This window comes from Cohnella nanjingensis, assembly GCF_014212125.1.
Taxonomy (GTDB): domain Bacteria; phylum Bacillota; class Bacilli; order Paenibacillales; family Paenibacillaceae; genus Cohnella; species Cohnella nanjingensis.
The window spans coordinates 1-26,077 of record NZ_JACJVP010000055.1; the positions used below are offsets into that span (position 1 = coordinate 1).

General features: G+C 60.0%; 29 protein-coding genes. 21 read left to right on the top strand and 8 right to left on the bottom strand.

Translation table 11 applies throughout. The annotated features are described in order from the left end of the window. Nucleotides 1-154 precede the first annotated feature (154 nt). From H7C19_RS29150 to H7C19_RS35570, 5 genes are all read right to left on the bottom strand, one after another. On the bottom strand, nucleotides 155-844 hold the full coding sequence (locus H7C19_RS29150; protein WP_185672618.1) for a M50 family metallopeptidase: 690 nt from the start codon (nucleotides 842-844) through the stop codon (nucleotides 155-157). A 202-nt stretch (nucleotides 845-1,046) separates the two neighbouring features. Then, entirely contained in the window at nucleotides 1,047-1,256 is a 210-nt protein-coding gene (locus H7C19_RS29155; RefSeq protein WP_185672619.1) for a hypothetical protein, read from the bottom strand. 144 nt (nucleotides 1,257-1,400) lie between these two features. After that, complete coding sequence (locus H7C19_RS29160) at nucleotides 1,401-1,937, bottom strand: cysteine hydrolase family protein (RefSeq protein WP_185672620.1); 537 nt, start codon at nucleotides 1,935-1,937, stop codon at nucleotides 1,401-1,403. A 181-nt stretch (nucleotides 1,938-2,118) separates the two neighbouring features. Beyond that, a complete protein-coding gene (locus H7C19_RS29165; RefSeq protein ID WP_246470074.1) occupies nucleotides 2,119-2,628 on the bottom strand; it encodes a C40 family peptidase in 510 nt (169 codons plus the stop codon). 256 nt (nucleotides 2,629-2,884) lie between these two features. After that, on the bottom strand, nucleotides 2,885-3,670 hold the full coding sequence (locus H7C19_RS35570; protein ID WP_185672622.1) for a helix-turn-helix transcriptional regulator: 786 nt from the start codon (nucleotides 3,668-3,670) through the stop codon (nucleotides 2,885-2,887). A gap of 172 nt (nucleotides 3,671-3,842) precedes the next feature. On the opposite strand from H7C19_RS35570, the gene H7C19_RS29175 reads away from it, so the two are divergent. Continuing rightward, entirely contained in the window at nucleotides 3,843-4,775 is a 933-nt protein-coding gene (locus H7C19_RS29175; RefSeq protein ID WP_185672623.1) for a nucleoside hydrolase, read from the top strand. Nucleotides 4,776-5,304: 529 nt separating this feature from the next. Here H7C19_RS29175 and H7C19_RS29180 read toward each other — a convergent pair. After that, complete coding sequence (locus tag H7C19_RS29180) at nucleotides 5,305-6,198, bottom strand: J domain-containing protein (protein WP_185672624.1); 894 nt, start codon at nucleotides 6,196-6,198, stop codon at nucleotides 5,305-5,307. Nucleotides 6,199-6,330: 132 nt separating this feature from the next. Between H7C19_RS29180 and H7C19_RS29185 the strand changes: the two genes are divergently transcribed. Next, nucleotides 6,331-7,230 carry an AraC family transcriptional regulator gene (locus H7C19_RS29185; protein WP_185672625.1) on the top strand — a complete coding sequence of 300 codons (900 nt, stop codon included), beginning with the start codon at nucleotides 6,331-6,333 and terminating at the stop codon, nucleotides 7,228-7,230. Nucleotides 7,231-7,350: 120 nt separating this feature from the next. Beyond that, nucleotides 7,351-8,868 carry an alpha-glucosidase/alpha-galactosidase gene (locus H7C19_RS29190; RefSeq protein ID WP_185672626.1) on the top strand — a complete coding sequence of 506 codons (1,518 nt, stop codon included), beginning with the start codon at nucleotides 7,351-7,353 and terminating at the stop codon, nucleotides 8,866-8,868. A 502-nt stretch (nucleotides 8,869-9,370) separates the two neighbouring features. Here H7C19_RS29190 and H7C19_RS29195 read toward each other — a convergent pair. Further along, complete coding sequence (locus H7C19_RS29195) at nucleotides 9,371-10,261, bottom strand: helix-turn-helix transcriptional regulator (protein ID WP_185672627.1); 891 nt, start codon at nucleotides 10,259-10,261, stop codon at nucleotides 9,371-9,373. A gap of 131 nt (nucleotides 10,262-10,392) precedes the next feature. On the opposite strand from H7C19_RS29195, the gene H7C19_RS29200 reads away from it, so the two are divergent. The 5 genes from H7C19_RS29200 (at nucleotide 10,393) to H7C19_RS29220 (ending at nucleotide 15,432) form a co-directional block, all read left to right on the top strand. Beyond that, nucleotides 10,393-11,280: a sugar phosphate isomerase/epimerase family protein gene (locus H7C19_RS29200; protein WP_185672628.1), complete on the top strand. Its 888-nt coding sequence runs from the start codon at nucleotides 10,393-10,395 to the stop codon at nucleotides 11,278-11,280. A gap of 51 nt (nucleotides 11,281-11,331) precedes the next feature. Next, nucleotides 11,332-12,366, top strand: a complete 1,035-nt coding sequence (locus tag H7C19_RS29205; protein WP_185672629.1) for a Gfo/Idh/MocA family protein — start codon at nucleotides 11,332-11,334, stop codon at nucleotides 12,364-12,366. Between the two features lie 271 nt (nucleotides 12,367-12,637). Continuing rightward, nucleotides 12,638-13,798 carry a glycoside hydrolase family 88 protein gene (locus tag H7C19_RS29210; RefSeq protein WP_185672630.1) on the top strand — a complete coding sequence of 387 codons (1,161 nt, stop codon included), beginning with the start codon at nucleotides 12,638-12,640 and terminating at the stop codon, nucleotides 13,796-13,798. A gap of 269 nt (nucleotides 13,799-14,067) precedes the next feature. Beyond that, nucleotides 14,068-14,505 (top strand): NfeD family protein, encoded by a 438-nt coding sequence (locus tag H7C19_RS29215; protein WP_185672631.1) that lies wholly within the window; start codon nucleotides 14,068-14,070, stop codon nucleotides 14,503-14,505. Then, nucleotides 14,506-15,432 carry an SPFH domain-containing protein gene (locus H7C19_RS29220; protein WP_185672632.1) on the top strand — a complete coding sequence of 309 codons (927 nt, stop codon included), beginning with the start codon at nucleotides 14,506-14,508 and terminating at the stop codon, nucleotides 15,430-15,432. A gap of 213 nt (nucleotides 15,433-15,645) precedes the next feature. Here H7C19_RS29220 and H7C19_RS29225 read toward each other — a convergent pair whose 3' ends face one another. Continuing rightward, nucleotides 15,646-16,911, bottom strand: coding sequence for a WD40/YVTN/BNR-like repeat-containing protein (locus tag H7C19_RS29225; RefSeq protein WP_185672633.1), 1,266 nt, complete (start codon nucleotides 16,909-16,911; stop codon nucleotides 15,646-15,648). A gap of 156 nt (nucleotides 16,912-17,067) precedes the next feature. Here H7C19_RS29225 and H7C19_RS29230 point away from each other — a divergent pair, with 156 nt between their 5' ends. From H7C19_RS29230 to H7C19_RS29290, 13 genes are all read left to right on the top strand, one after another. Next, complete coding sequence (locus H7C19_RS29230) at nucleotides 17,068-17,859, top strand: alpha/beta hydrolase (protein WP_185672634.1); 792 nt, start codon at nucleotides 17,068-17,070, stop codon at nucleotides 17,857-17,859. A gap of 117 nt (nucleotides 17,860-17,976) precedes the next feature. Then, a complete protein-coding gene (fsa, locus tag H7C19_RS29235; protein WP_185672635.1) occupies nucleotides 17,977-18,621 on the top strand; it encodes a fructose-6-phosphate aldolase in 645 nt (214 codons plus the stop codon). Nucleotides 18,622-18,849: 228 nt separating this feature from the next. Further along, a complete protein-coding gene (locus tag H7C19_RS29240) occupies nucleotides 18,850-19,371 on the top strand; it encodes a DUF4303 domain-containing protein (RefSeq protein ID WP_185672636.1) in 522 nt (173 codons plus the stop codon). A gap of 29 nt (nucleotides 19,372-19,400) precedes the next feature. Next, nucleotides 19,401-19,640 (top strand): hypothetical protein, encoded by a 240-nt coding sequence (locus tag H7C19_RS29245; protein WP_185672637.1) that lies wholly within the window; start codon nucleotides 19,401-19,403, stop codon nucleotides 19,638-19,640. A gap of 18 nt (nucleotides 19,641-19,658) precedes the next feature. Further along, nucleotides 19,659-20,186, top strand: coding sequence for a hypothetical protein (locus H7C19_RS29250; RefSeq protein WP_221469546.1), 528 nt, complete (start codon nucleotides 19,659-19,661; stop codon nucleotides 20,184-20,186). A gap of 36 nt (nucleotides 20,187-20,222) precedes the next feature. Then, complete coding sequence (locus H7C19_RS29255) at nucleotides 20,223-20,489, top strand: hypothetical protein (protein ID WP_246470076.1); 267 nt, start codon at nucleotides 20,223-20,225, stop codon at nucleotides 20,487-20,489. 31 nt (nucleotides 20,490-20,520) lie between these two features. Beyond that, complete coding sequence (locus H7C19_RS29260) at nucleotides 20,521-20,952, top strand: tetratricopeptide repeat protein (RefSeq protein ID WP_185672639.1); 432 nt, start codon at nucleotides 20,521-20,523, stop codon at nucleotides 20,950-20,952. A gap of 185 nt (nucleotides 20,953-21,137) precedes the next feature. Next, on the top strand, nucleotides 21,138-22,277 hold the full coding sequence (locus H7C19_RS29265) for a CpaE/TadZ family protein (RefSeq protein WP_185672640.1): 1,140 nt from the start codon (nucleotides 21,138-21,140) through the stop codon (nucleotides 22,275-22,277). Beyond that, nucleotides 22,274-23,506, top strand: coding sequence for a TadA family conjugal transfer-associated ATPase (locus H7C19_RS29270; protein WP_185672709.1), 1,233 nt, complete (start codon nucleotides 22,274-22,276; stop codon nucleotides 23,504-23,506). The genes H7C19_RS29265 and H7C19_RS29270 overlap by 4 nt, the downstream gene beginning before the upstream one ends. Continuing rightward, the gene (locus tag H7C19_RS29275) at nucleotides 23,503-24,243 is read left to right on the top strand and encodes a type II secretion system F family protein (RefSeq protein WP_185672641.1); all 741 of its coding nucleotides are present in this window, start codon (nucleotides 23,503-23,505) and stop codon (nucleotides 24,241-24,243) included. The genes H7C19_RS29270 and H7C19_RS29275 overlap by 4 nt, the downstream gene beginning before the upstream one ends. Next, nucleotides 24,210-25,106 carry a type II secretion system F family protein gene (locus tag H7C19_RS29280; RefSeq protein WP_185672642.1) on the top strand — a complete coding sequence of 299 codons (897 nt, stop codon included), beginning with the start codon at nucleotides 24,210-24,212 and terminating at the stop codon, nucleotides 25,104-25,106. Before H7C19_RS29275 ends, H7C19_RS29280 begins: the two co-directional genes overlap by 34 nt. A 22-nt stretch (nucleotides 25,107-25,128) precedes the next feature. Then, nucleotides 25,129-25,335, top strand: a complete 207-nt coding sequence (locus H7C19_RS29285) for a Flp1 family type IVb pilin (RefSeq protein WP_185672643.1) — start codon at nucleotides 25,129-25,131, stop codon at nucleotides 25,333-25,335. Between the two features lie 13 nt (nucleotides 25,336-25,348). Then, nucleotides 25,349-26,065, top strand: a complete 717-nt coding sequence (locus H7C19_RS29290; protein ID WP_185672644.1) for a pilus assembly protein — start codon at nucleotides 25,349-25,351, stop codon at nucleotides 26,063-26,065. Nucleotides 26,066-26,077: the final 12 nt, after the last annotated feature.

Below are 26,077 nucleotides of genomic sequence, written 5' to 3' on the forward strand. Positions count from 1 at the left end.
GGACTTTTTCAGTGGCCCCGCTGCGAAGCCGGTCTTTTTGTCGTGAACCCGGAAGGATTCGTCTCGTCTTGCCGCTGCGGATCCGTCTCCGATGCCAGTCGAGCACGCGGCGCTCAGCCGATGACGCGTAGTCCAGTTGGCCGGTCAAACGACTTTAGACGGAGAGCGCGGACGCGCTCCTGCCGCCCTTCTCCTTGGAGAAGATGCGCAGCGCGAGCGTCGCGCACCAGAGGGCGAAGAGGGTGAACCCGATGCTCCAAACCAGCGCCGGCAGGCCGGTATAGTGCTGCAGATTCGTGGCGTCGCCCGCCCGCGCCGAATCCTCGAACGCGTACATGGCCAAGGAGAACGGTCCCATCGCCGATTCCTCCAAGCTGAGGAAGGCTAGCAGCAGGTAGTAGAAGTTGCGGAACGCGGGGCGTACGAAGAAGGCGAATACGTTCAGCGCGATGAAGCCCGCCAGCCAGTACGCGCCGAAGCCCGAATGAACGTATAGGAGCAGCATGATCAGCGCGATGCCCGTGATCAGGCCAAGGCCGAGCTTCTGCTGCTGTCGGCTGTGAAGCTTGAACATCAGGAGGGCGAACAGAGACGCTCCGACATAGCCGGCCATGGAGACGAGCAGCTGCCCCCAGGAAGACGGAATCATCGAGTAGGTGACGCCGCTGTGGTCGGCATGAAGCTCGATCCGCAGCACGCGGCCAGACACCAGCAAGGTGACCAGGGCATGGCTGAACTCGTGAATCATCGTGTCCAGGTTGCGGAAATAGGAAGAGAACGGGATGAAGCGGGTGAGGAAGACGGATACGACCAGGTATAGGATCGTTAGGAACCACTTGTTCAAGCGCGCACCTCTTGGCATCAGTCGTGAATAGCTACCTCATTGTATACGCGCGAACGGGCAAAGGGTTTTGTTCGTCGCGCCGTCACTTCGAAGTAGAGGGAATATCGAGCCGTCATCCATCGTGAAAACCGCCTGTTTGGACGATCCGCCGAAAGAAATCGGCTTGTCGTCCAAACAGGCGGTCCATGGCTTAGCGGCGCCGTCAACGGCGGGACGCCGTCCGCCCCGCGCAGCGGGAGCGGCCCTGTGGCCAGACCTGGACCTGGGCGGCGTATAAGAGTCCGGCGAACGAAACGAGGCATCCGGCCACGATCATGACGATGCCGATGCCCGTGTTGTAATCCGTCGCCAGCATGGCGGCCGCGGCGATGACATCCGTCAGGCAGAGCACGAACAAGAAGGCCAAAGGCATAGTCGAACCTCCGTATCGGCGGGATAGTCCTATATACCCGATCTCGGAGGTTCGAATCAGCGCCGGACCCAAACGAAACGCCCTCGCCATGGCGTTCGGCCAGGGAGGGCGTCGGTCGTGCGGCGGATCGGTCGGTCCCGCGAATCAGAAAACGATGTCGTCCGCCGATAGCAGTCGGACGAAGCTGCTGCCGAGCACGCTGTTGTGATGGGCGACGATCTGGGCGGCGGTGAGCTGCCCGCGGTCGAACGTGCTATGGGCGTCTCGGACGAGCACGGTGTCATAGCCTAGGCTGAAGGCGCGGCGGGACGTCGTGTCGACGCAGAAGTCGGTCTGCATGCCGGCGATGACGAGATTCCCCACGTTCCGCTCTTGCAGAATGTCGTGCAGGTCCGTCTCGTGAAAGGCGTCGCAAGTCGGCTTCCGCACGACGATGTCGCCGCCGATCACGCCCAACGCGGGATGGAGCTCCCAGGTGTCGCTGCCTTCCTGGAATTCGTCGCCGTCGTGGCTGGTATGCTGGATGAAGACGACGGGTGTGCCCGCTGCGCGCGCCCGGTTCGCCAGGCCGGCCAACCGTTCGAGCACGGCTTCCTCGTCATGCAGCTTCATGCCTTCGTACGTGAACATCGCGACTTGAGCGTCAATGATCACTAACGCGGCGTTAGCGGATGTCGTCATGGGCGGATTCCTCGCATTCGTCGATTCGTTTAATAGCTAAGTTCGGCATCGTCGACGAATTTCCTGCCCAAAATCCGCATCGTCGGCGAATCTCCTGCCCAACTCCGCATCGCTGGCGATTCTCCTGCCCAAACGCCGCATCGCTGGCGATTCTCCTGCCCGTTGCCGCTTCGGGATGACGTTAGAGGACGCGCCGAGCGGTGATGTAGCGTTTCGGGTAATTGCCCGAGTTCAGGTTGCTGATGACGACCCCGCTCTTCGAACCCGTCGTGTTGTGGATGAATTGGCCGTTGCCGATGTAGATGCCGACATGGTTGATCTGGCCGGGCTTGCTCACGCTGAAGAAGATCAAGTCGCCCTTCCGCAGATTGCTCTTGGCCACGTAGCTGCCTTGCTTGCTCTGCGACTTCGTGCCCCACTTGAGCGAGACGCCTTGCTTGCCGAAGACGTACTTGGTCCAGGAAGAGCAGTCGAACGTCAACGTGCTGGGGCTGTTCACCCCGAATTTATAGCGAACCTTGCCTTGCATCGACTTGGCGAAGGCGATGAGCTTGTCCGCTTTTTGAGAAGCGGTCGCGGTTATTTGAACGTCCGAAGATGCGGTTGCGGCATGCGCGCCCCGCGGTTCTCCGATAACGCCGGCGGTAGCGATCATGGCGAAGCAGGCGGCACCGATTGCTAGTTTGCGCAAGGAATGTCTGTTAATCATCGTTTCCTCCTGGGGTAGATAAGTTTGGAATACAGGGGAAGTATAGCATGGGAGGGAAATTGGGATAGAAAATTTGAGGGGATCTTAATGATGGGAATAACCGGTGCCGAAGGAGAAAACGGGAAGGCGCGCGAGGGGGGGACGGCGGTCGCGCTCTAGGCGGCATGGCGCCGGGGAGGCGCCGCGCTAGACGATTCGAGGAGCGAAAGCGCATGGCGGGGCTTGTCTCCCCCTAGCATCAGACCGGCTTGAACAAGGTATTGCCGTAAGGTGCCCGGCGGTAAGCGAGCGGACGCTCGCCCATCTCCCGCTTGAACATCGTGCAGAATTGGGCGTCGGTCGAGAAGCCGCAGCGCAGGGCGATCTCCGAGACGGACAGCTCGGTGTGCTTCAGCAGCTGGCGGGCTTGTTCGAGCCGGATCTCGAACAGGTATTGGATCGGGGATCGCTCGTATTGCCTACGGAACAGATGGCGGAAGTGATGATAGCTGTAGCCGGCCATATCGGCGAGCGCTTCGATCGACACCTTCTGGTTGTAGTGCTCGTGCAGATAGTTGCGGGCGTATGCGAGCCTACGGTCCGGAAGCTCCGATTCGGGCGCGCCGACATGCCGCAGATGCGCGATCAGCAGCTGGCCGGTCAGCAGATTCAACTGGCTCTCGTAAAAGGCTTTCTTCCCTCGCATCTCCTCCAGCAACTGAGAGAGCGTGTCTGCGATCGCCGAAGCGACGGCCGGGGCGTACAAGCCGGTTCGAAGCGGCGCTTGGGTGCCGTCCGGGAGCGTGAAGCCGACGCAGACGACCTCCGTCGCGTCTTCGCGGCGCTCGTCGTGCGGAATGCCGGGCGCGATGAGCGCATAGGTGCCGGGCGCGTAACGGTAGCCGGTGTCTCCGATGCGGGTCGTCCCGGCGCCCCGCGCATAGTAGACGAGTTCATGGCAGCCGTGCCGGTGCAGGGGAACGGCGGACCGGGGCTCGTGCCGGGCTTCGAATAGAAAATCAAGCTGCGCTTGGATAGAGATCACCTCATGGACATCGTCGAACGGGAAAAAGCCAGATCATGCAAAATCATCGCCGGAAAGTGAAAAACAATCGGCGTCCCGTCCGCTATGATGGATTTACCTTTAACCAAATCATAGAAGACGGGACGACGGCTTGCAAGCGCTGCCGATTATCGCCCGCCAAGGAGGCAAGCGCATGACGATATCTTATCCGAAGCTGACGCCCGAGACGCTGCAAACGCGTCTCGCGCATCCCAAAGGAACCGTCCGCATGGTGCTGGACACCGACACGTTTAACGAGATCGACGACCAATTCGCCGTCGTCTACGCGATGCGTTCGCCGGAGCGGGTCAGGGTGGAGGCGTTCTACGCGGCGCCCTTCCACAACGAGCTGTCGGACGGTCCGAAGGACGGCATGGAGAAGAGCTACAGGGAACTGGAGAAGATCGCCGGCCTGCTGCCGGAGATGGCGGACGTCCCCAGGTTCCGCGGGTCGGAGACGTACCTGCCGGAGGCGCAGTCGCCCGTAGACAGCGAAGCGGCGCGCGATCTCGTGTCGCGCGCCATGGCTTCGCGGGAGGACGACCCGCTCCACGTGGTGGCCATCGGCGCGATTACGAACGTCGCGTCCGCGATCCTGATGGAGCCCGGCATCATCCGGCGCATCGTGGTCGTGTGGCTGGGCGGCCATGCGCTGCATTGGCCGGATACGCGCGAGTTCAACATGCATCAGGATCGTCACGCCGCGCGGGTCCTGCTGGACAGCGGCGTGCCGCTCGTTCTGATCCCGTGCATGGGCGTCGCCTCGCATCTGGCTACGACGTTGTCCGAGATACGGGAGTACGTCAAATTGCAAGGCGCGGTCGGCAGCTATTTGTACGACACTTTCGAGCAGTGCAGTCCCGATCATTTCGCCTATTCGCGGGTGATCTGGGACATCTCCACGATCGCCTATCTCGTGAACGAGGACTGGACGCCGAGCGAGCTCGTTCCGAGTCCGATCCTCGCGGAGGACGGACGATGGGGACCGCCGAATCCGGACCGGCATCCGATCCGCTGCGTGCGCTACGTCCATCGGGACGGCGTGTTCCGGGATCTGTTCGGCAAGCTGGGGGAACCGTCTCGTTAAGGGTGATGAATGGACTTTAATTGGAGCCAGTCGCCGGAGCGGGTCTTCACGAACAGCTTCCGGCCGATGCGTTTGCCATGAACGAACACGATGATCGCCTCCTGAACCGTTTTGGTTAAACATGAGTAATGGATGATTACCCGATTGCGCTCAAATTGTAACCCATGATTTGACAAAGAGGCGTCTGAGATGACCGCCAAATACGGTAATCATGGCGGCCAAGGGGGAGTTGAGCGGGAGATGACCGCGGAATGCGGTTATCTCGGTTGCTGGAGGGGCGTTTGCAGGGGAGATAACCGTGGAATGCGGTTATCTCGGTGGCTGGAGGGGCGTTTGCAGGGGAGATAACCGCGGAGTGCGGTTATCTCGGTGGCTGGAGGGGCGTTTGCAGGGGAGGTATCCGCGGAGTGCGGTTATCTCGGTTGCTGGAGGGGCGTTTGCAGGGGAGATAACCGCGGAGTGCGGTTAACGCTGCATCACCCCACCGTTCACGCAAAAAAGCAGGCCGTCGGGCCTGCTTTTTTGCTCGTTATTTCTTCGCCTCGAAATGCTTGATATACGTCAGCGCCTCTTCCGGATGCTTCGCGTTCGCGCGGATGCCCGCGATGAATTCCGTGCCGTTCACGCCCAGCTCCTTCGCCATCGTCGTCCCGGACAGATCGACGCCGTAGACATGCTCGGAGGTGTCTTCCTCGGTCTTGGACTTCATCTGCAGATCGGCGGGGATGCCGCTCTCGCCGTCCAGCGGCTTCAGCGCGCCCTGCGGCGCGAGCTTGGCGAAGTTCAGCTTATCCATGATGTACAAGTCCGACTTGTCGGTCATGAGGACGAGCATGCTCTTCTGGATAAGCGCCATGTCCTGCTCGCTCTTCGTATCCGAAGGCACGTAGGTGAGATCCGCGATCACGCGCTGCCAGTCCGGGAACTGCTTCAGGATGTCTTCGCCCAGCGGCTTGGTGTCGGCGGCCATCCCGTCGCCGTAGAAATAGTTGCCATAGAACATGACCGACAAGTTCGCGGGCGGCAGCTTGGCGAGCTCCGCTTGCTCGTGCTTGTGGTCGACGTAGCTCTTGATGCCGTAACCGATCGCGATCAGGAGCAGGATGCCGCCGAGAATATGGAATTTGTAATAGTGCAGGAAATGGTCCCATTTTTGCGCGCGTCCGGCCATCTTCTTGTACTTGCCGTAGTTCTGTTCCGTGAACGCGGCCTTCGCCTGCGTCTCCTCGTAGTCTTTGATGTAGCGGTAAGCGCGGCTGATCGCCTCTTCGTCGACGCGCAGGGCGCCGTCCTCCGCGTCGCCTTCGCGCATCTTCTGCGCGCGGGCCCGGCGGACGAGGATGTAATAGCGATTCTCCAATTCTTCTTTGTCTGCGTTTTCAGAAAGGCCGAGTACGTCGTAAGCCTGCTTCAATTCATCCATGAATATAGTCACCTTCTGTCGATTATCCGTCCTACTTAGTATACGTGATTCAAGCGTTCGGTTCCACTTCGGCGTCGTCATCGATTATGATGAAGAGACGAAGGTTGCGAAGAGCGGAGGCGACGGCAGGATATGGCGCACGGCGGCGGCTTGTTTCACGCGGAATGGCTAGACGGAGAGTACCGGCCCCGCGTTCACGCGTATTACTTCAAGCAATGGTCGGCCTACGATATGGCCTACCACGCCCACGACTCGACCGAGATCATGTACGTTATGTCGGATTCCTGCCGCGTCGTGCTGCATACGGGAGAGGGCCGGCACGAATCGGTCGCGCTCAAGAAGGGCGAGTTCATCATCTTGAACGCGAACGTGCCGCACCGGCTGCAGGTGGACAAGACTTGCCGGATGCTCAACGTGGAATTCGGGCTGACCCCAAGCCAGGGCGTCATCCCTTCGCTTCGCCGGCTCGCGGCCGAGGACGCGCCGCTCGTCGGCTTGATCCGGGCGCCCGATCCGTACCTCGTGCTGAGCGATCCGGACGAAGTGTATCATACGTTGAAAAGCCTCGTGCTGGAGCTGGACCTACAGAGCGCGGACGCGGGCATGCTGGCGCAGCTGCTGCTCGCGCAGCTGCTCGTGCGGATCGCGCGGCTGCGCTCGGCGCAGATCGAGAGCGGCCTGCCCGCGGCGGATTGGTACGTCCGGCAGACGATGGCATTCATGCAGCAGAACTACGACCGCGATATTCAGGTGAAGGATATCGCGGGCGCCGTGAACCTGCACCCGAGCTACTTGCAGCGCATTTTCAGGGCGCATTCGGGGCAGACGCTAACGGAGTATCTGACCGCCCATCGGATGGAGAAGGCCAAGATGCTGCTGCTCCACACCGACATTCCGGTGGCAGACATCTCCGAATACGTCGGGGTGGCGAGCCGGCAGTATTTCCACGTGCTGTTCAAAAAATATACGGGGCGGACGCCCGTCTCGTTTCGCCAATCGGTCGCGACCCAGAGCTGGCAGGGCGAATCGTAAAAAAGCTGCGATTTTTGACAAGTCTCCGTCCCAGGAAGTCACGATCTTGATCACGCTTTCCGTCCGGGTGCGTTTACAATTTGGGGGAGGCCAAAACCTAGACGGAGGTTGATCGAGATCATGTCGTTCAAGATTGCATTCATCGGAGCGGGGAGCATCGGGTTCACCCGCGGATTGCTGCGCGATCTGCTCAGCGTGCCCGAATTTCACAACGTGGAAGTTGCGTTTACGGATATCAATCGGCATAACCTGGACATGGTGACGGAGCTGTGCCGACGGGATATTCGGGAGAACGGCCTGTCCATCCGGATTCAGCCCACGACCGATCGCCGGACGGCGCTGAAGGACGCCAAATACGTCATCTGCACCATCCGCGTCGGCGGCTTGGAGGCGTTCGCGACGGACGTCGACATTCCCCTGAAGTACGGCGTCGACCAGTGCGTCGGCGATACGCTGTGCGCGGGCGGCATCATGTACGGGCAGCGCGGCATCGCGGAGATGCTGAGCATCTGCAAGGATATTCGCGAAGTCGCCGCCGAGGACGTGACGCTGCTCAACTATGCGAACCCGATGGCGATGCTCACCTGGGCGTGCAACAAGTACGGCGGCGTACGGACGATCGGCCTGTGCCACGGCGTGCAGGGCGGCCATTGGCAGATCGCGCAAGCGTTCGGGCTCGAGACGGAGGACGTCGATATCGTCTGCGCGGGCATCAACCACCAGACGTGGTACGTTCAGATCCGGCACAACGGCGAGGACCTGACCGGCAAGCTGCTGGAGGCGTTCGAGAAGCACGAAGACTTCAGCCGTACGGAAAAGGTGCGCATCGACATGCTGCGCCGTTTCGGCTATTACAGCACCGAGTCGAACGGCCACCTGAGCGAATACGTCCCGTGGTATCGCAAGCGTCCGGACGAGATCAACGATTGGATCGACCTGGGCAGCTGGATCAACGGCGAGACCGGCGGCTACCTGCGCGTCTGCACCGAAGGCCGCAACTGGTTCGAGACGGACTTCCCGAACTGGATGAAGGATCCGGCGCTGAAGTATGAAGCTTCCGAACGCAGCCACGAGCACGGCTCCTACATCATCGAAGGGCTCGAGACCGGTCGCGTCTACCGCGGACACTTCAACGTCGTGAACGACGGCGTCATCGCGAATCTGCCGGCCGACGCGATCATCGAAGCGCCGGGCTACGTCGACCGCAACGGCGTGTCGATGCCGCGCATCGGCGACTTGCCGCTCGGCCCCGCCGCCGTCTGCAACGTCAGCATTTCGGTACAGCGCCTCGCCGTAGAAGCGGCCGTAAGCGGCGACGACAAGCTGCTGCGCCAGGCGTTCATGATGGATCCGCTCGTCGGCGCGGTGTGCAACCCGAAGGAGATCTGGCAGATGGTCGACGAGATGCTCGTCGCGCAGGAGAAGTGGCTGCCGCAATACGGCCCGGCCATCGCCGAAGCGAAGGCGCGCCTCGCGTCCGGCAATCTGCTGCCGACCCGCGAAGGGTATCAGGGTGCCGCACGCCTGAAGGTGAAGACGGTCGAGGAGATGCGGCAGGACCGCGAAGCCGCGAACAAGAACGCCGGCGAGTCCGACAAGGGCAAAGACCGCGCGACCGCCGCGCATGAAGGCGGATAGCAAGATGTTGGTGATTGGAGCCGTTCCCGGGTTGCGGGGGCGGCTTCTGTTTGATGACGAAGGGTGAGAACGCCGCAGCAGCCAAAATTCCGCCAATGTAGGTAATTAAACTACCTACATTCGCCGCAGCAGCCAAAATTCCGCCGATGTAGGTAATTAAACTACCTACATTCGCCGCAGCAGCCAAAGTTCCGCCAATGTAGGTAAATAAACTACCTACATTCACCGCAGCAGCCAAAGTTCCGCCAATGTAGGTAAATAAACTACCTACATTCGCCGCAGCAGCCAAAATTCCGCCGATGTAGGTAAATAGACTACCTACATTCGCCGCCTGGCGACCACGAAACGCTCCTAGCCCGTCCCGCTATCGCGCGAACGATGGCTTTTTCCACTCGTCTTCGTTCTCTTTCCTCAGCCAATCCGCCCGCCGCATTCTCCATCATCGGCTATCCGCCGTCGGCTTCACCCTCAGCTTTCGCCCTCAGTCAATCTCCATCCGCCCCTACTCCGACCGCCGCGCCTGCGAGGGGGTTCGCCCTTTGTATTGCTTGAACATTTTCGTGAAATAGTTCGGATTGCCGCAGCCGACGCGCTCCGCGACCTCGGTGACGGTCAGATCGCCTTCGCCGAGCAGGCGCTCGGCCACGTTCATGCGATGCTGATTGACGTAGTCGATGAAGGTGCGGCCGGTGGCGTTTTTAAAGATCTTGCAGAAATGATAAGGATTCAGGTTGACGAGCTTGGCCGCGTCGTTCACCGTCAGCTTGGCCGCGTAGTGCGATTCGATGTGCAGGATCAGTTGCTTGAACCGCTCCATGCGCTTGCCGCCGGCGGCAAGCGGGCCGTCCGATCCCCGTTCGGGCAGGTAGGCGCGCGACAGCAGCGTGAACAGCAGGTACAGATGCGCCTTGACCGCGAGTTCGTACGCGCGCGGCTTGCGCTCGAACTCCTCGACCAGTCGGTGCACCTGCTCCCGGAAAGGGGCGTTCTGTGCAGCCGCGCCGTCCAGCCGGATCGGATACCGGAGCTGCCCTTCGAGATAGGGGGTCAGGAACCGTTCATGCGCCGGATCGAAAGGGAGACCGCCGAGCAGCGAACGGTTGAAGACGATCGACAGGTATTCGATCTCCTCCTCGACGGCGGCGTATCCGACATGCAAGGCGCCGGAAGGAACGATCAGCAGATCCCCGGGTTCGGCTTCGAACGGCTGGCTGTCGATGTGGAAGACGGCTTTTCCGCGCACCGCGTAGATCAATTCGAAGTGATCGTGCCAATGCAGATAAAGCGCGCTTCTTCCTCTCGCGCCCGGGGCGCAAAGGTTGCGGAACACGTTCAAAGGGTAAGCGTTCACATTCAACCACGTGTCTTCGCGCAATTCGCTGGGACGGGTCATCTAGGCGCGCTCCTTTCTCTCGCAAGATCGGGCTACAAAACCACAAGATTATATAGAGAACATACGGAAACATCCAGCTATAATCGGGGTATCGTCACTAATATAGCTTAATATAGGAGTGGTTCACAACCATGTACCAACCCTTGAGAATCGGCACCCTGGTCGGCGGCCACGACGCCGTCCGCGTCATCCCGCAGATCGCCCCGCACGGCTTCGAGTCGTTCGCACTGACTTACTGGCAATCGACCGGTACGGCCGATCTGGCTGAAACCGCCAAGCAGGTGCGCGAAGCCATCGGAGACCGCGACATCGTCATCTCGAGCATCGGCGTGTTCGGCAATCCGCTGACGGGCGCCGGGGACAACGCGGATACGCTTGCGAGCTGGGAGCGGCTTATCGACAACGCGTTTCATTTCGGCACCGATCTGGTCACCGGCTTCACCGGCAGGATCACAGACCGTCCGATCGACGAGTCCATCCCGAAGTTCGCTGAAGTGTTCGGCGAGTTGTCGCGGCGGGCAGCGGACCGCGGCGTTCGGATCGCATTCGAGAATTGCGACATGGACGGCACCTGGAAGACGGGGGATTGGAACATCGCGCACAATCCTACGGCTTGGGAGATGATGTTCAACGCGGTGCCCGCCGACAATATCGGTCTGGAATGGGAACCTTGTCATCAGATGGTCAGCCTGATCGATCCGATCCCGCAGCTGCGCAAGTGGGTGGACAAGGTATTCCACGTCCACGGCAAAGACGCCACGATCGCCTGGGACATCGTCAAGGAATACGGCGTGCACGGCCCGAAGACGTTCGCATGGCATCGGACGCCGGGCTTCGGTGATACGAACTGGTCAGACGTCGTCACGATTTTGCGGCAAGCGGGATATCGGGGGACGATCGATATCGAAGGCTGGCACGATCCGGTCTACAAGGACGAGCTCGAGATGACCGGACAGGTGCATGCCTTGAACTACCTCAAGCGCTGCCGCGGAGGAGACTTCGTCCCGAACCCGGCGTGAGTGCGTCTAGGCGGATCTAATCTTGAAGCAGGAAGGGAGCGCATACGCAAAATGAGCACATACAAAGTCGTCGTCGCCGGCTGCGGCGGCATGGCCCGTACTTGGGTCGAGTACGCGATCGCGCGCGAGGATGCGGAGATCGTCGCGCTGGTCGACATCAAGGAGGAGTTCGCGCAGGCCATGGCGGACCGCTACCAGCTCGCCTCCGTTGGCGTCTATACCGATTTGAAGCAGGCGATCGAAGGCACGGGCGCGAACGTCGTGTTCGACGTCACGATCCCGGCCAGCCATTTCACGGTCTGCTCGACGGCGCTTCAAGCGGGCAGCCACGTCTTCGGGGAGAAGCCGATGGCGGCCACGATGGCGGAAGCGCGCGAGCTCATCCGCATCGCGGACGAGAGCGGCCGCTCCTTCGCCGTTATGCAGAATCGCCGCTACGACGCGAATATCCGCGCGCTGCGCGAGCTCATCGCCTCCGGGACGATCGGCCGGACCGGCTATATCGGCGCGGACTTTTTCATCGGCGCGCACTTCGGCGGCTTCCGCGACGCGATGGATAGCCCGCTCATCCTCGATATGGCCATCCATACGTTCGACCAAGCCCGGTTCATCACCGGCGCGGACCCGGTCTCGGTCTACTGCCATGAGTTCAATCCTCCGGGCTCCTGGTACGAAGGCAACGCCGCCGCCATCTGCATCTACGAGATGTCGGACGGGTCCGTCTTCTGCTATCGGGGCTCCTGGTGCGCGGAAGGCGCGCACACCTCGTGGGAGTCGGCGTGGCGCGTGACCGGCGAGCGGGGGACCGCGATCTGGGACGGGCACGGCGCGCCCTATGCCGAGATCGTCGCTGCCGGCGATCAGGAGGGCAAGTTTCACCGCGATCTCGAGACCGTCGCCGCTTCGTTCGATTGGCAAGGCCGATCCGGCCATCACGGCTGCCTGGACGAGATGTTCGCTTCCCTCGCGGAAGGCCGTCCGGCCGAGACCGACTGCCGGGACAACATCAAGAGCATGGCGATGGTGCTCGGCGCGATCGAGAGCGCGAAGACCGGCCGGAAGGTCGATCTGCGAGAATATTATTGATGGCTGCAGGCCAGTGCGAGAGCCGCCGCGGGACGATGTCCGCGGCGGTTTTTTTAACGAATCAGAAAGTATAAGTTTCACCTATATTTTGCAGATTCGTCTCCAAAAAAAAGTATACCCGTCTAGGAAGACGGCGAAGCCGTTTTTACTTGCGTGTCGCCAGCGTCCATTCGCCCTTTTTTAAACGAACAAAAAGAAACATAACTATACACAACCGAACGTTCGTACTATAATCCTTGGTAGAATATCATGCGCAAGGGAGAGATCGTACATGAGTCTATGGGCAGGAGCCATCGAAGACGCGTTAGCCAAGACGCGGAGCAACATCGGCAAATTCGGGGACCAATTCCCGCATGTCAGCACGGACGGGGAAGGCGGCAGCCGCTATTCGACGAATCTCAATCCGAACATCGATTGGACGGACGGCTTCTGGTCGGGCATCCTGTGGCTGGCTTACGAATACAGCGGGGATGAAGCGTACCGGTCAGCCGCGGCCCGCACGGTGGAGAGCTTCCGGCAGCGGCTCGCGAACGGCGTCGCGCTCGACCATCATGACATCGGCTTCCTCTATTCGCTGTCTGCGAAGGCCCAGTGGATGCTGGAGAAGGACGAATCGGCCCGCCAGCTTACGCTCGCCGCGGCGGACAAGCTGATGTCGCGCTTCCGCGAGAAGGGGCAGTATATCCAAGCTTGGGGTCCGGAAGGCGACCCGGTGAACGGCGGCCGCATCATCATCGACTGCATGCTGAACCTGCCGCTGCTCTATTGGGCGCATCAACAGACGGGCGACGATCGCTACCGGCGAACGGCGGTCGTGCACGCCGACAAGAGCCGCCGGTTCCTGGTGCGCGGCGACGATTCCTCTTACCATACGTTCCACTTCAACCCCGAGAACGGAGCGCCGATAGGCGGCGATACGCATCAAGGCTATACGAACGGGTCGACGTGGACCCGGGGCCAAGCTTGGGGCATCTACGGCTTCGCGCTCTCTTATCGTTATACGAAAGACCCGCTGTATCTCGAGACATCGAAACGTCTCGCCAAGTATTTCTTGGCGCGTCTGCCCGAAGACGCCGTCGTCTATTGGGATTTCAACGCGCCGGTGAACGCCGGGACGTACCGGGACAGCTCCGCGTCCGCGATCGCTTCAGCGGGTATCCTTGAGCTGCTCGGCCACCTGGACGCGTCGGATGCCGACCGCGCGCTGCTGGAAGAGGGCGTGCGGCGTTCCATGAAGGGACTCGTCGAGCATTATTCGACCATCGGCGACGACAGCCGCGAAGGCTTCATTAAGCGCGGCTCCTATCACGTGCTCGGCAACTTTTCCCCGGACGATCTGACGATCTGGGGCGACTACTACTATCTGGAAGCGCTCATGCGGCTGGAGCGGGGCATCACCGGCTATTGGTACGAAAAAGGCACGGCATCGTAACAGGACTCCTCTTCATCGCATCGCAAGACGACCCGCGACAGCGGGTTTTTTTGCGTTCGTCTGCTCGCATAAGTGTCGTCTGTCCTTCTCTGTATCGTGCTCCGATTGCTAAGCTTCGCCACCGACGAAGGACGGCGAAGGCCCGGTTTTCCATGGCGGAAAAAATAAGCGCATCCTCGTTCCGCCGCAGCGAGCCCTCTGTACTGTTCCGCTTGTCCAAGCGCATATAACAAAAGAAGAATGTCCACGAGCGAAGGGGGAACCGCCGTTTGGAACCTTGGACGATATGGCTAATCGTCGGGCTCGCGCTCATCATCCTGGAGATCATGTCGCTTACATTTTATTTATTGTGTCTTGGGCTCGGCGCGCTAGCAGGCGCGCTCGTCGCCGGGCTGGCGCCGGACAGCCGTCTCGCGTCCTATCTCGTCGCCGCCGCGGTGGCCATCGTGCTAACCGTCCTGGCCAAGCCGCTCACCCGCCGCCTGAACAAGGGCCGCGGCTTCCGGGATGCGATCGAGAATCTGGTCGGCATGCAGGGCGTCGTCGTCGAGGCGATCGATCCGGGCAAGCCGGGCATCGTGCGGATTGGCAATGAGACTTGGAGCGCAAGCGCGGCGGAACCGATCGGAGCGGGCGAGACCGTCGTCGTCCGGAAGCGGGGAACGACCGTGCTGGAAGTCGCGAAGAGAACGGGAGGAGATGCTTAGATGGGCATTGCGATCGTCGTTGTCATTCTGGTGCTGGCCGTCGTCTTTGTCGGTTTCTCGCTCAAGATCGTGCCGCAGCAAAAGGTAGGCGTCGTCGAGCGGCTCGGCAAGTTCAACCGGCTGCTGACGCCGGGGGTGAACATCCTCGTGCCGTTCGTCGATTTTGTCCGGCTGTACCACGATCTCCGCATTCAGCAGGCACACGTGCCCCCGCAGACGGTCATTACGAAGGACAACGTGCAGGTGCAGATCGACACCATCATCTTCTATCAGGTGGTGGCGCCCGAAGAAGCGACCTACGGCATCTCCGATTATGTGTCGGGCGTGCGCAACATCACGACCGCGACGATGCGCCAGATCATCGGCAAGCTCGAGCTCGACGAGACGCTGTCCGGACGGGAGCGCATCTCGATCGAGATCCGCATCGCGCTGGACGAGGCGACGGAGAAGTGGGGCGTACGCATCGAGCGCGTCGAAGTGATCGATATCAAGCCACCTTCCGACATTCAGGATGCGATGGATAAGCAGATGAAGGCGGAGCGCAGCAAACGCGCGATCGTGCTGGAGGCCGAAGCCGCCAAGCAGGATATGATCCTGCGGGCGGAAGGCGACAAGCAGAGCAAGATTCTGAAGGCCGAGGGCGACAAGGAAGCCCGCATCCGGGAGGCCGAGGGTCTCCGGCAGGCGCAGGAGCTGGAAGCGCTCGGCCGGGCGAAGGCGATCCAGGCGGTGGCAGAGGCAGAGAAGCAGCGGATCGAGCTGCTGCGCGCGGCGGAGCTCGACGAGAACGTGCTCGCCTACAAGTCGTTCGAGGCGCTGGCAGAGATCGCCAAGGGACCGGCGAACAAGGTGTTCCTCCCGTCCAGCACGGTAGATGCGCTAGGCAGCGTGGGTGCGATCGGAGAACTGTTCAAGTCGACCAAATGAGCTAAGGCCCAAACACCATCTAGGTTCAAAACACCATCTAGTTCAAAACGCCATCTCAGATCGATAAACGCCATCCCGTGCAAAAGGCATCCTCCCTGCCCTAGGGCAGTCGAAGATGCCTTTTTGTCATCCGTTTACCTCTGAACGCAGCTGCCTGCCCCATTTAGAGCAAAAGAGTCGTTGCACATTTACGCAACTAATATCCCTGCAAGGTTAAAGCATCGGCGTCCGGTCATGCCAGACGGCGCCGCCGTCGCCGGTATGGAGCAGCAGCCGGCCTTCCGGATGATCGGGATCCAGCGCGATGACCCAGCCTTCCCGCGGGCTGATCAAGTCGCTGTCCTCTATGCTGACGAGCCGCGCGTCCGGCGCTTTGGAGAAGGTGACGCCGCCGTCGCCGGTCCGCATCAGTCCGCCTTCGACCGGGCCGGCCCCGACGCTGAGCGGAATCCAGCCCACCGCCACGTTGGCGAAATCCAGCTTGACCGGGTAAGGGCGGATGCCGGGCAGCTTGTCATTGCGCAGCTTCCAAGCGGCTCCCCCGTCCTCCGTCGCATACAGCTGCGAGCCGTGCGTATCGGGGTTGGCGAACAGCGCGAAGCCATGTTTTAGGTCCGTGAACTGAATATCGACGGGAGACCACTCCCCGTTCAAACGGGGCGCCGACGGGAGGAGCGTCCAGTGGCTCCCGCCGTCCTTGGTCTGCCAGATCGCGGTGCGGCAATCCGCGTTCGGAGTGGAGGGCACGGCGCCTCTCGCCGGGCAAGCGCTCCCGATCCGGCCGACCGCATAGCCCGTTTGCGGATTGAGGAAGGAGATACGGTACGGCGAAGCCTGCTTGTCCGGGATGGAGACGTCCATCCACCGCCGTCCCATGTCGTGGGAATGCAGGATGCGGCTGCCGGCGCGGACGATGACGTGATTGGCGTTCAAAGCTCGGACCTCTGTCCCTGCCGCATTCGCATCAACGTACGCCTCGGTGATCTGCTTCTCCCAAGTGCTGCCGGCGTCGGCGGAGTGGAGGATGGAGAATCGGCCGCAGACCGTCTGTCCGCTCTGCTCCCCGCAGTCTTGGAGACCGACGAGGAAGCCGTGCTTGGCGTCTCCGAACGAAAAAGTCGCATTTTGCACGCCCGGAACGGCGGAGGAACGCCAATGCGAGCCGGCGTCGCGGGTATGCCAGATCCGGGTGTCTTTGTCGTTGCCGGACGGCGTTCCGAGCGTCCAGCCCGTCTTGTTATCGACGAATTGAACGCCGGTGAGCAGGAGGCGTCCGGCTTGCGGGCTCGATGGGGCGGGAGCGGCGCGGGGATCGGGCGCTTGTTGGCGCGTACCCGTCTCCGATTGGAACTGACGGACATCCCCCTTGTTGGCGGGGGCATGGCGATGCGAATGTACATCCGGCGCCGCGGCGGCCGCATGGGACAGCCAAGCGGCCAGCAGAAGCGGCGTCAGCAGAAGCGCGAGTTTCTTGGTCATGGTGACACATCTCCTTGATAGTTGGTCGATCGCGCGATAGAGACCGTCGGACCCTAGCATTTCCATTCCGGGCGCGAACCAAACGGACGGTTGCGTGACGCCGGGGCATTCGGTACGATGAAGGAGATGAAGATAGCGGGTACAGGAGGTTCAACAATGGCACTTATTCATTGCAATTACGGGTCGGAGACCCTCGGCTTGTCCGTCTCGATGGACGTGATCCTGCCCGAACGCAGCTATTCTCAGGCCAAGCAAGCAGGCACTGCGGGACGCGCGGAGAAATATCCGGTGCTTTACCTGCTGCACGGTCTGTCCGACGATCATACGATCTGGCAGCGGCGCACGTCTATCGAACGGTACGTCAGCGGGATGAACCTGGCGGTCGTCATGCCGACCGTCTATCGCGGCTTCTACACGGACATGAAACAAGGCTATGCGTATTGGACGTTCATCAGCGAGGAGCTGCCCCATATCGCGCAGACGCTGTTCCCCCTGTCCGATCGGCGCGAGGACAACTTCGTGGCGGGGCTCTCCATGGGCGGATACGGCGCGTTCAAGCTCGGCCTGCGCCGGCCCGACCGGTTCGCGGCGGCGGCCAGCCTCTCCGGCGCGCTGGATATTCTAGCGCTTGACGTAGAAGGCGCACCCCTCTCCCGGCGCGAGTATGCGAATGTCTTCGGCGGCGGTGAAGCGGCGACAGGGAGCGACGACGATCTGCTCGCCGTCGCCGAGCGGCTGAAGCAGTCCGGCGTGCCCGCCCCGAAGCTGTTCCAGTGCTGCGGGACCGAAGACTTCCTTTACGAGGACAATCAGCGCTTCTTGGGCCGCGCCCGCGAGCTGGGACTGGACCTGACCTACGAAGAGGAACCCGGCGATCACGATTGGGCGTATTGGGACAAGAAGATCCAACGCGTGCTTGAATGGCTGCCATTGGAGAGCCGCGGTTAAGCGGATGAAGGTCATGCTTGACGAGGGGATGGATCGGGATAGGCGGTTCGCCTATTTTTTCATGCGGAGCGGGGTACATTAACGTTGCTGAATCTGCGACGAAATGGAGGCACTCCCATGAAATTTTTCCTCGATACGGCTAACGTCGACGAGATCCGCCGGATCGCCAAGCTCGGCCTGGTCGACGGCGTGACGACCAATCCTTCGCTCGTGGCCAAGGAAGGCCGCGACTTCAAAGAAGTGGTGCAGGAGATCTGCAGCTTCGTCAGCGGCCCGGTCAGCGCCGAGGTGATCGGCACCAAGGCGGAGGATATGCTGCGGGAGGCGGAAGACATCGCCACGTGGGCGCCGAACGTCGTCATCAAGCTCCCGCTGACGGAGGATGGCTTGTACGCCACCCACGCGCTGAAGCAGAAGGGCGTCAAGACCAACGTGACGCTCGTCTTCTCCGCCGCCCAAGGCCTGATGGCCGCGAAGGCCGGCGCCACCTACATCAGCCCGTTCGTCGGACGTCTCGACGATATCGGCGGTGACGGGATGAAGCTCGTATCCGATCTGCGGGATATCCTGTTCAACTACGACTACGAGACCGAGATCATCGTCGCCAGCATCCGCAGCATCCGGCACCTGGAGGAAGCGGCCGTAGCCGGCGCGCATATCGCGACGATCCCGGGCTCGCTCCTGCCGGCGCTGTGGAAACACCCGCTCACCGATATCGGCATCGAGATGTTCTTGGCGGATTGGAACAAGAGTCGAAAGTGAGGGGAATTATTCAAGTGAGAAAGTGAGCACAACGAGCCCTGACGCACTTTGCATCGGGGTTCGTTGTGTTTTTTGTAATGCATAGCTTGCAGAAGAGATATGGAATTGATTCGCTTGTTTCCTTTTTTTTGTCCAGCAAGGATTATGGTAACGAAGCGTCGAACAAAAAGACAATGTTGGTCGTACCATAACAAATGCATCGGACTAACTCAGGGCAAAGGAGAATATATGGATTTTCAAGTGCTGCAATCCAGAATCGAGGCGGCTGCCAAGGAGGCATTCGAGCAAGTAAGAAACAAATATCCCGGGCAAATCTTTTGCGGTTACGCCTTGTATTCCGACTCGGATGCAATCACCGTTTGTCCGGCGGTAAACTCAACCGGTAACTTGAACAAAATGATGGCCGGCGACCCTGAAGATGCGGTTTACTATCGATGGAGTCCGGGGGAATGGGATCATGAATTTGAAGGTGCTGAATGCTTTAAAGAAATATCCGATCTATTGTATAACAAAGTAAAGGACATGAAATCGACGGAAAGTCACAAGCGCTTTAATGAAAATGTATACGAGTGTTGCGTGGCAGCGCTTGATTCGCTGAAGAAGGAAGGCTTTTTCTTCGATATGAACGAATCGGGAGTAGTGGTTTTTACGGTATCGGATGCCACACATGCACTGGAATGCGATTGGATTGCCCGATTGAACAGTAATGAACTTGCTCTGGAATTTCAGAATTGGATTGGCGGCAGTTGATGATAGTGGTGAGAAAGATGTGTATGGGGATGGCTATGTACGACGCAAGTGATGTCACTCCACTTGAGGCTTGCAATGTCGGCGAGTCTTTCTTTGATGCTATCGGTGCAAGTATTACAACTACCGGGTACTATACATACAAAAATGATGAAGATGGACTCCATGTTGATTGGATTGAAACGTCACTCTCCGATCTCAAGAGTAAAATAGTCTCTAAAGAAGTTACGGCATTTAGATTATACAGTGAACAAAATGGCTATTCTCCATGATTTGCATCCTTCGGGTACATGACCGATGCGTTTGGCAGCTTTCAACACATGGATGCTCAGTGTGCTGTGCCTATTGACGACATTTATGATCATTTCATCGGCTTTGTGGAGGATGCATCGAAGAAAATTAGCTACCCGTATGGAATCGTGTATGCTGCAAAAAAAGTGACAGACGCATTTTACTATGCGGAGGGCGAGAAACTGATCAAATTGTTTCCATGCGAGGATCCGAGGATCTTTAACAAAGAAACTCCCGGGAGGTATAAAGGGAAAGCTCGTTACAGGGGGGATATGCTGAGAATGGTATACCCTTGCAATATGATAAACGAAAACCATCTTCGTATACAAATCCAGGGCATGACGCTTGGAGAATGGATTGTCAATGAAAGAAGCCTCGGCTCTCTAAGGAAAATCTGCAATGATTTGTGGCTTTGGGAGGTTGGGAAAGAGGAAATTGAAGGTGCTAACAAATGCCTCGGAGACGCCGGAATTCTGCTAGCCTGGCAGTCGCCCTCTCCGACAAAGCCCTCTAGAACTTTACCTTAGAGCCTCTGCCGATTCCGATACGATTGAGGAGATATCATGTCCGTAATACATGCCTACCTTGCGAAGTCGTCACATCCTTATTCCCAAGAGCGTTTTGCCTCCGAAATAAGCGCCTATTTTGATTTTGAAACAAAGAATGGTCTGAAAATTGGGGCATCATCGAATCCGTTCACGAACGAAAGATATGCAACTCTTCATTGGCCAGGTTGGAATTTTTCGGCGCATTTTGAAACGGGCCGCGCTGTAGCCGAAGTTGCAATTACATTGCAAGCGCCTTCAAGGATTGTCCGCCTGTACGGATAAAATTAAATCGAATAGAACAGGAGTGATGGCTTTGCAGCTTTCAGACTCCAACCATGCCGAAATAACCGCGCTGTGTAAACAAGGCGATGATTTGGTGAAGGCAGGCGATCTTGAGGCGGGTAAGCAAAACTACGTTGCCGCCCTTCGTTTATTGCCGGAAAACCATCGAGAGTGGGAAGCCGCAACGTGGATATACGTGGCGATCGGGGATGTCCATTTTCGCATGAAGAATTACGATAAGGCTTTCAAGTGTTTTTTTAATGCTGTACAGTGTCCGAAGGGGTTGGGTAATCCCTATATTCATCTTCGGCTGGGGCAGCTGTATTATGAACAGGAGAATCTTGAAAAGGCGACAGACGAGTTAACCCGGGCTTACATGGGCGCCGGTATTGGAATTTTTATGGAAGACGACCCCAAATATCTTGCGTTTTTGGAGATGAAAATAGAAACGTCGGGCAGATAATAGTGGAACTAATTTGATCCGCGGCAGTGGTTCCCCGGCACAGAAAGTATTGACGAATTTTGGCAGTCATGGTAAGTTAGTTTTACATTTCATACGGCAAGCGGAAGCACCGCGAATTTCGATGCGATAGCATCGGGGTTTGCGGTGTTTTTTGCGTTTGCCGTTACAGACGAGGGGTGGGATCGATGGGGGCAAGGTTGGTGCTGGCGGCGGCGCAGCCCGGATATGCCGCCAAGCTGGCCCGGTACTTGAAGGAGACGGAGCGGGACTGGGAAGTCGTCTCTTTCACGCAGGAGGTGGCGTTGGCGCGTTACATCTTGGATACGCCGTCGTTCGATATGCTGGTGATTCATCCGTGCCTGCTTGGGCGCGTACGAGAGCAACTGCCGCCTGGGGCGAACATCGTGCTGCTGACGGAGTCTTCCGCCGGGACGGAGGAAGGCGGGGAATTCCCGGTGCTGTCGCAGTTCCAGCCGATGTCTCGTCTCGCGGCGGGCATTCGGGCGCGGTTAGCGGGAGGCGAACGCCGGAGGACGTCCGAGGGTCCGGCGGTCTGGACGGTCTTCTCGGCGTCGGGAGGCGTGGGGAAGACCGCGTTGGCCCTGAATCTGGCTCGCCAGGCGAGGGAGCGCGGCAGGCGCGCTTTCTATCTCAATCTAGAGCCTCTTAATGCCACGGACTTGGTCTTCGGAGGTGGAGATCCCGATTCCTTGACCAGTCTGCTGTATGTCCTTCAAGCCCATCCGGATAACGGCGCACAGGAGCTCAAACGGCTGACTGAACGCCGCTCTCCGATCGGTGCAGGCTATATCGACGCTCCGGAGCATCCTGCGGAACGTCTAGCGCTGACGACGGATCGGCTGCGGTTGCTGCTCGACGCGCTGCGCGAATCGAGCGGCAGCGATGTGATCGTCGTCGATGCGGACAGCGGGTGCGGAGAGTGGCACCGTTCGTTGCTGGAGATGAGCACGGAGGTGTTGTGGCTCGCCATAGACGACATTCAGAGTCTGCGGAAGGCGGAGAAGCTGGCGAACGAGTGGCAGGGCAAGCTGTCGGGATTCCCCGGCAAATGTACGTTCGTCCTGAACAAACAAGAGGGAACGCCGTTGAACGTATGGAAAACGCCGGGAGGCGCGCCTGCTTTTTCGCTACCGCATATCTCTCAGTGGGAGAGGCTCGCTTCAATGCAACCGCTCCTGCAATCGTCCGCGTATAGCGGAGCGGTCGACCGCCTTCTAGATCGGCTGTGCTCGACGCAAGACGGTGTTACTGTACGGCCAGACATGCTTGTGATAGAAGGGGCGGGATCCCCTTGGGCGAGATGAGCTTGTCCGCGGAAGAGCTGGCGGCGCTGCGGGAGGCGGTGCGGTCGAGGCTCGCATGGGAGTCTGCCGTCTCCGACGAGGAGCTGCGGGCATTGATCGAGGCGGAGCTGTTCCGTCTTGGCCGCATTCGCGCCTTGACCGCGGCCGACCGGAGCGCGGCGGTGAATCGGCTGTTCCATTCGTTCCGCGGCTTGGATGCGCTGCAGCCGCTCCTGGAGGATCCGGAAGTTACGGAGATCATGATCAACGGCCACGACCGCATCTTCGTCGAGCGGAGCGGGGAGGTTCAGGCCGTGCCGTTCGGCTTCGAGAGCCGGGAGCGGCTGGAGGACTTGATCCAGTCGATGGTCGGCAGGGTGAACCGGATCGTGAACGAGTCGTCTCCCATCGTGGATGCCAGGCTGCCGGACGGTTCGCGGGTGCATGTCGTGCTGCCTCCGATTGCCCTCCAAGGACCGACGGTGACGATTCGCCGGTTTCCCGCTCAGCCGCTCGGGATGGCCGACTTGGTCGGCAGAGGCGCGCTGACGCAGGAGGCGTCGGATCTGCTTCGCGAGCTGGTGCAGGCGAAGTACAACTTGTTCATCAGCGGAGGCACCGGATCCGGCAAGACGACGTTCCTGAACGCGCTCGCCCAGTGGATCCCGCCGGAGGAACGGGTGATTACGATCGAGGATGCGGCCGAGCTGCAGATTCGCGGCGTGCCGAACGTCGTATCGCTGGAGACGCGGAACGCGAATACGGAGGGCAAAGGGCGCATCGGCATGCGGGAGCTGATTCGGGCTTCGCTGCGGATGCGGCCGAACCGGATCATCGTAGGCGAAGTCCGGGGCGAAGAGGCGCTCGACATGCTGCAGGCGATGAATACGGGACATGAAGGGAGCCTCTCTACGGGCCATAGCAACGGAGCGCGAGACATGATCTCCCGCTTGGAGACGATGGTGCTGAGCGGCGCCGATCTGCCGGTACCGGTCGTGAGGCAGCAGATCGCATCGGCGCTGGACATCGTCGTTCATCTCAGCCGGTTCCGAGATAGCAGCCGCAAAGTGGTGGAGATCAGCGAGATATCGGGTTTGCGGGACGGGGAGGTGGCCTTCAATCCGTTGTTCCGGTTCGAAGAAGACGGCGAGACGGACGGCAAAGTGCGCGGGAAGCTCATGCGCGTGGGCGAGCTGGCGGACGTGCGCAAGCTGCATTTCGCTGGAAAGGGGGAGGCGATTCGGGGATGACGGATTATCGCGTGTATCCGCTCGACCGAAGACAGCGCGTCGCGGCCGTGTTGGCGGGATGCTTGTGCTGCTACGCCATCGTATGGCTGATGTACCGGCAGCCGGTCATCGCGCTGATCGGCGCCCCTTGCGGCTTTTTCTACCCTCGGATGCTGCAAGAGCGATTGCGGCGCAAACGCCAAGCCCGGCTGCGGTTGCATTTCAAGGATGCGCTTCACGCACTGTCCTCGCTGCTAACCGCGGGCCGCTCGGTGGAGAATGCGTTCGGCGCGCTGGAGGACGATCTTTCCCTCCTGATCGGCGACCCGAATGCCGACTTGCTGCGCGAGATCCGGGTGATCGTCAATCGGCTGCGCAACGGAGAGCCGCTAGAACGGCCGCTGTCCGATCTCGCCGAACGAAGCGGCTTGGAGGAGATGAACCACTTCGCAGAGGTGTTCCGGATCTGCAAGCGCGCGGGCGGCGATCTGGTGGAGGTCGTCCGGCGGACGTCCGGCCTGATCGGAGAGAAGATGGAGGTGGAGCAGGAAGTGGCGGTATTGATCGCGCAGAAGCGGTTTGAATCCCGGCTCATGATGGGGATGCCCTTTGGCTTCGTCGGCCTGCTCGGCTTTTTCGCGGGCGAGTATATGGCGCCGCTGCGGCAGGGAGGCGGCATCCTCGTGCTGACGGTGTGTCTCTTTCTCTTGGCTGGATGCTGTCTATGGATGCTGAAGATTATGGACATTCGCTTATGACGGGCGCGATTCTGGCGGCGTACAACGGATTGCTCGCGATCGGCTATGCCTGGTTATGCCTACGCGCTTGGCGCCATCGTCTAAACCAGCCGAAGCGGCGCAAGAAGCATCTGTTGTTCGATCCGATGGAGGCGCTGCTGTCGCTCGGTCCCGTCTGGCGTTGGTTAGTGCCCAAGCTGCAGCAGCCCCAATCCGCGCTCGCGGTGTTGAACGGCGGGGTCTGCACCCGGGATACGCTGCGGCGGTGGGCGGGGGAAGCGGCCGGATATGGAGCCGGCGCCCTCTGCATCGCTGCCCTCCTCGGATGGCTGTCAGGGAGTCCGACGTTGGTCGGCCTTGGCGTCGTCATGGGCGCGGTTTTGCCTCTGCTACGCTGGCAGGAACTGCGCAAGAAGCTTAACTTTCGCCGCCAAGCGATCGTGCTGGAGCTGCCGGAGCTGCTGAACCGGCTGCTCTTGATGGTGAACGCCGGCGAGAACGTGATGCGCGCGTTGGAGAAGTGCCAGGAGCGCAAGCCTGGCGCCGCGCCGCATCCGCTCTACGTCGAATTGGGCGCGGCGCTGGAGGCGGCGAAGCGCGGGGAGCCGCTCGCCGTGGCGTTGGAGGAATTCGGCCGGCGCTGCGCGGTGCCCGAAGCGAAGCTGTTCGCCACCACGCTGCTGATGAACGCGCGGCGGGGCGGCGACCTGTTCGTAACGGCGCTGCGGGAGCTGTCGCGGACGCTATGGGAACGCCGCAAAGCAGCCGCCCGCACGTTGGGCGAGCAAGCCTCGTCGCGGCTGGCGTTTCCCCTCGCGCTTATTTTCTTGTTGATCATGGTGCTGGTCGGCGCGCCATCCTTCTTCTTGATGGCGAACGGATAACAAACCTAAGGAGGCATGCAAGATGAGAGCATTAACCCGGATTCAACGCATGAGCGTCAGGTGGACAGCCGCTTTCTGGCGGGACAAGGAGGGACTCGGTACGCTGGAGATCGTCTTGATCGCGGCGGTCATCATCGCGGTGGCGCTTCTGTTCCGCGAATGGATCTTGGACTTTCTGGGCGGGTTGTTCGAGAAGGTGGAGGGCAAGTCCGACTCCTTCTTCTCGTAAGCGGAGATTGGAGATGCGAGCCGCATGGCCATCTGTGGAGGAGAAGAGGATTTGGCGCTCTCTTCGCAGCGACGTATCGGGTTCGATTGTGCTGGAGTCGTCCCTTGTGTTCCCCGTCATGATGATCGTCACCTTCCTCATCTTGTTCTTCGCGTTGTTCAAAGCCCAAGGGGCCATGGCCTACTATTCGGCAACGGTATCGGGAGAGCGGGTCGCGTTCAATTGGACGAACTCCGCGAAGGAGTGGCGGACGGGCGGCTATCCGGACGGTCAATATGACGGACTGTATTGGCGAGTGGCCGACGATGCGCTGCTCAGCGGCCTGTTCGGCACCGCCATGCCCGATTCGAATTCCGCGCCCCGCCTCGCTTTTCCCGCCGCGGGAGAGTCATCCGGTCATTCGCTTGCGTTGCGCAAGCTGCGTATGGGCGCGGACAAGCTGCCGACGACGCTTCGCGGAGAGATCGGCTACGAGAACAAGCTGGTTTGGCGGCAAGTGTCGATCCTCGCGGAAGATCCTTCCGAGCTGGAGCCGCTGCGGCGGTTCAGGGGCTCCGCGAAAGTCTCGGCGGGAACGAATGCCGCGGTCGTAGATCCCGTCGAGACGGTTCGGACGTTCGATCTCATCCGCTATTACACCGCCAAGATGCGGGGAGCGAAGGAAGGGGAGAGTGCTTATCGGACGAAAGCGGCGGCGGTATTGATGGAACGAACGGACGCCAGCGGATAGCGATCGCTGAGG

What these genes read in the sequence shown, in the direction of transcription:
- H7C19_RS29155 (WP_185672619.1), bottom strand. Translation starts at nt 1,256, where the DNA reads ATGCCTTTGGCCTTCTTGTTCGTGCTCTGCCTGACGGATGTCATCGCC.
- H7C19_RS29160 (WP_185672620.1), bottom strand. Translation starts at nt 1,937, where the DNA reads ATGACGACATCCGCTAACGCCGCGTTAGTGATCATTGACGCTCAAGTC.
- H7C19_RS29175 (WP_185672623.1), top strand. Translation starts at nt 3,843, where the DNA reads ATGACGATATCTTATCCGAAGCTGACGCCCGAGACGCTGCAAACGCGT.
- H7C19_RS29180 (WP_185672624.1), bottom strand. Translation starts at nt 6,198, where the DNA reads ATGGATGAATTGAAGCAGGCTTACGACGTACTCGGCCTTTCTGAAAAC.
- H7C19_RS29185 (WP_185672625.1), top strand. Translation starts at nt 6,331, where the DNA reads ATGGCGCACGGCGGCGGCTTGTTTCACGCGGAATGGCTAGACGGAGAG.
- H7C19_RS29190 (WP_185672626.1), top strand. Translation starts at nt 7,351, where the DNA reads ATGTCGTTCAAGATTGCATTCATCGGAGCGGGGAGCATCGGGTTCACC.
- H7C19_RS29195 (WP_185672627.1), bottom strand. Translation starts at nt 10,261, where the DNA reads ATGACCCGTCCCAGCGAATTGCGCGAAGACACGTGGTTGAATGTGAAC.
- H7C19_RS29200 (WP_185672628.1), top strand. Translation starts at nt 10,393, where the DNA reads ATGTACCAACCCTTGAGAATCGGCACCCTGGTCGGCGGCCACGACGCC.
- H7C19_RS29205 (WP_185672629.1), top strand. Translation starts at nt 11,332, where the DNA reads ATGAGCACATACAAAGTCGTCGTCGCCGGCTGCGGCGGCATGGCCCGT.
- H7C19_RS29210 (WP_185672630.1), top strand. Translation starts at nt 12,638, where the DNA reads ATGAGTCTATGGGCAGGAGCCATCGAAGACGCGTTAGCCAAGACGCGG.
- H7C19_RS29220 (WP_185672632.1), top strand. Translation starts at nt 14,506, where the DNA reads ATGGGCATTGCGATCGTCGTTGTCATTCTGGTGCTGGCCGTCGTCTTT.
- H7C19_RS29225 (WP_185672633.1), bottom strand. Translation starts at nt 16,911, where the DNA reads ATGACCAAGAAACTCGCGCTTCTGCTGACGCCGCTTCTGCTGGCCGCT.
- H7C19_RS29230 (WP_185672634.1), top strand. Translation starts at nt 17,068, where the DNA reads ATGGCACTTATTCATTGCAATTACGGGTCGGAGACCCTCGGCTTGTCC.
- fsa (WP_185672635.1), top strand. Translation starts at nt 17,977, where the DNA reads ATGAAATTTTTCCTCGATACGGCTAACGTCGACGAGATCCGCCGGATC.
- H7C19_RS29240 (WP_185672636.1), top strand. Translation starts at nt 18,850, where the DNA reads ATGGATTTTCAAGTGCTGCAATCCAGAATCGAGGCGGCTGCCAAGGAG.
- H7C19_RS29245 (WP_185672637.1), top strand. Translation starts at nt 19,401, where the DNA reads ATGGCTATGTACGACGCAAGTGATGTCACTCCACTTGAGGCTTGCAAT.
- H7C19_RS29250 (WP_221469546.1), top strand. Translation starts at nt 19,659, where the DNA reads ATGACCGATGCGTTTGGCAGCTTTCAACACATGGATGCTCAGTGTGCT.
- H7C19_RS29255 (WP_246470076.1), top strand. Translation starts at nt 20,223, where the DNA reads ATGTCCGTAATACATGCCTACCTTGCGAAGTCGTCACATCCTTATTCC.
- H7C19_RS29265 (WP_185672640.1), top strand. Translation starts at nt 21,138, where the DNA reads ATGGGGGCAAGGTTGGTGCTGGCGGCGGCGCAGCCCGGATATGCCGCC.
- H7C19_RS29270 (WP_185672709.1), top strand. Translation starts at nt 22,274, where the DNA reads ATGAGCTTGTCCGCGGAAGAGCTGGCGGCGCTGCGGGAGGCGGTGCGG.
- H7C19_RS29275 (WP_185672641.1), top strand. Translation starts at nt 23,503, where the DNA reads ATGACGGATTATCGCGTGTATCCGCTCGACCGAAGACAGCGCGTCGCG.
- H7C19_RS29280 (WP_185672642.1), top strand. Translation starts at nt 24,210, where the DNA reads ATGGATGCTGAAGATTATGGACATTCGCTTATGACGGGCGCGATTCTG.
- H7C19_RS29285 (WP_185672643.1), top strand. Translation starts at nt 25,129, where the DNA reads ATGAGAGCATTAACCCGGATTCAACGCATGAGCGTCAGGTGGACAGCC.
- H7C19_RS29290 (WP_185672644.1), top strand. Translation starts at nt 25,349, where the DNA reads ATGCGAGCCGCATGGCCATCTGTGGAGGAGAAGAGGATTTGGCGCTCT.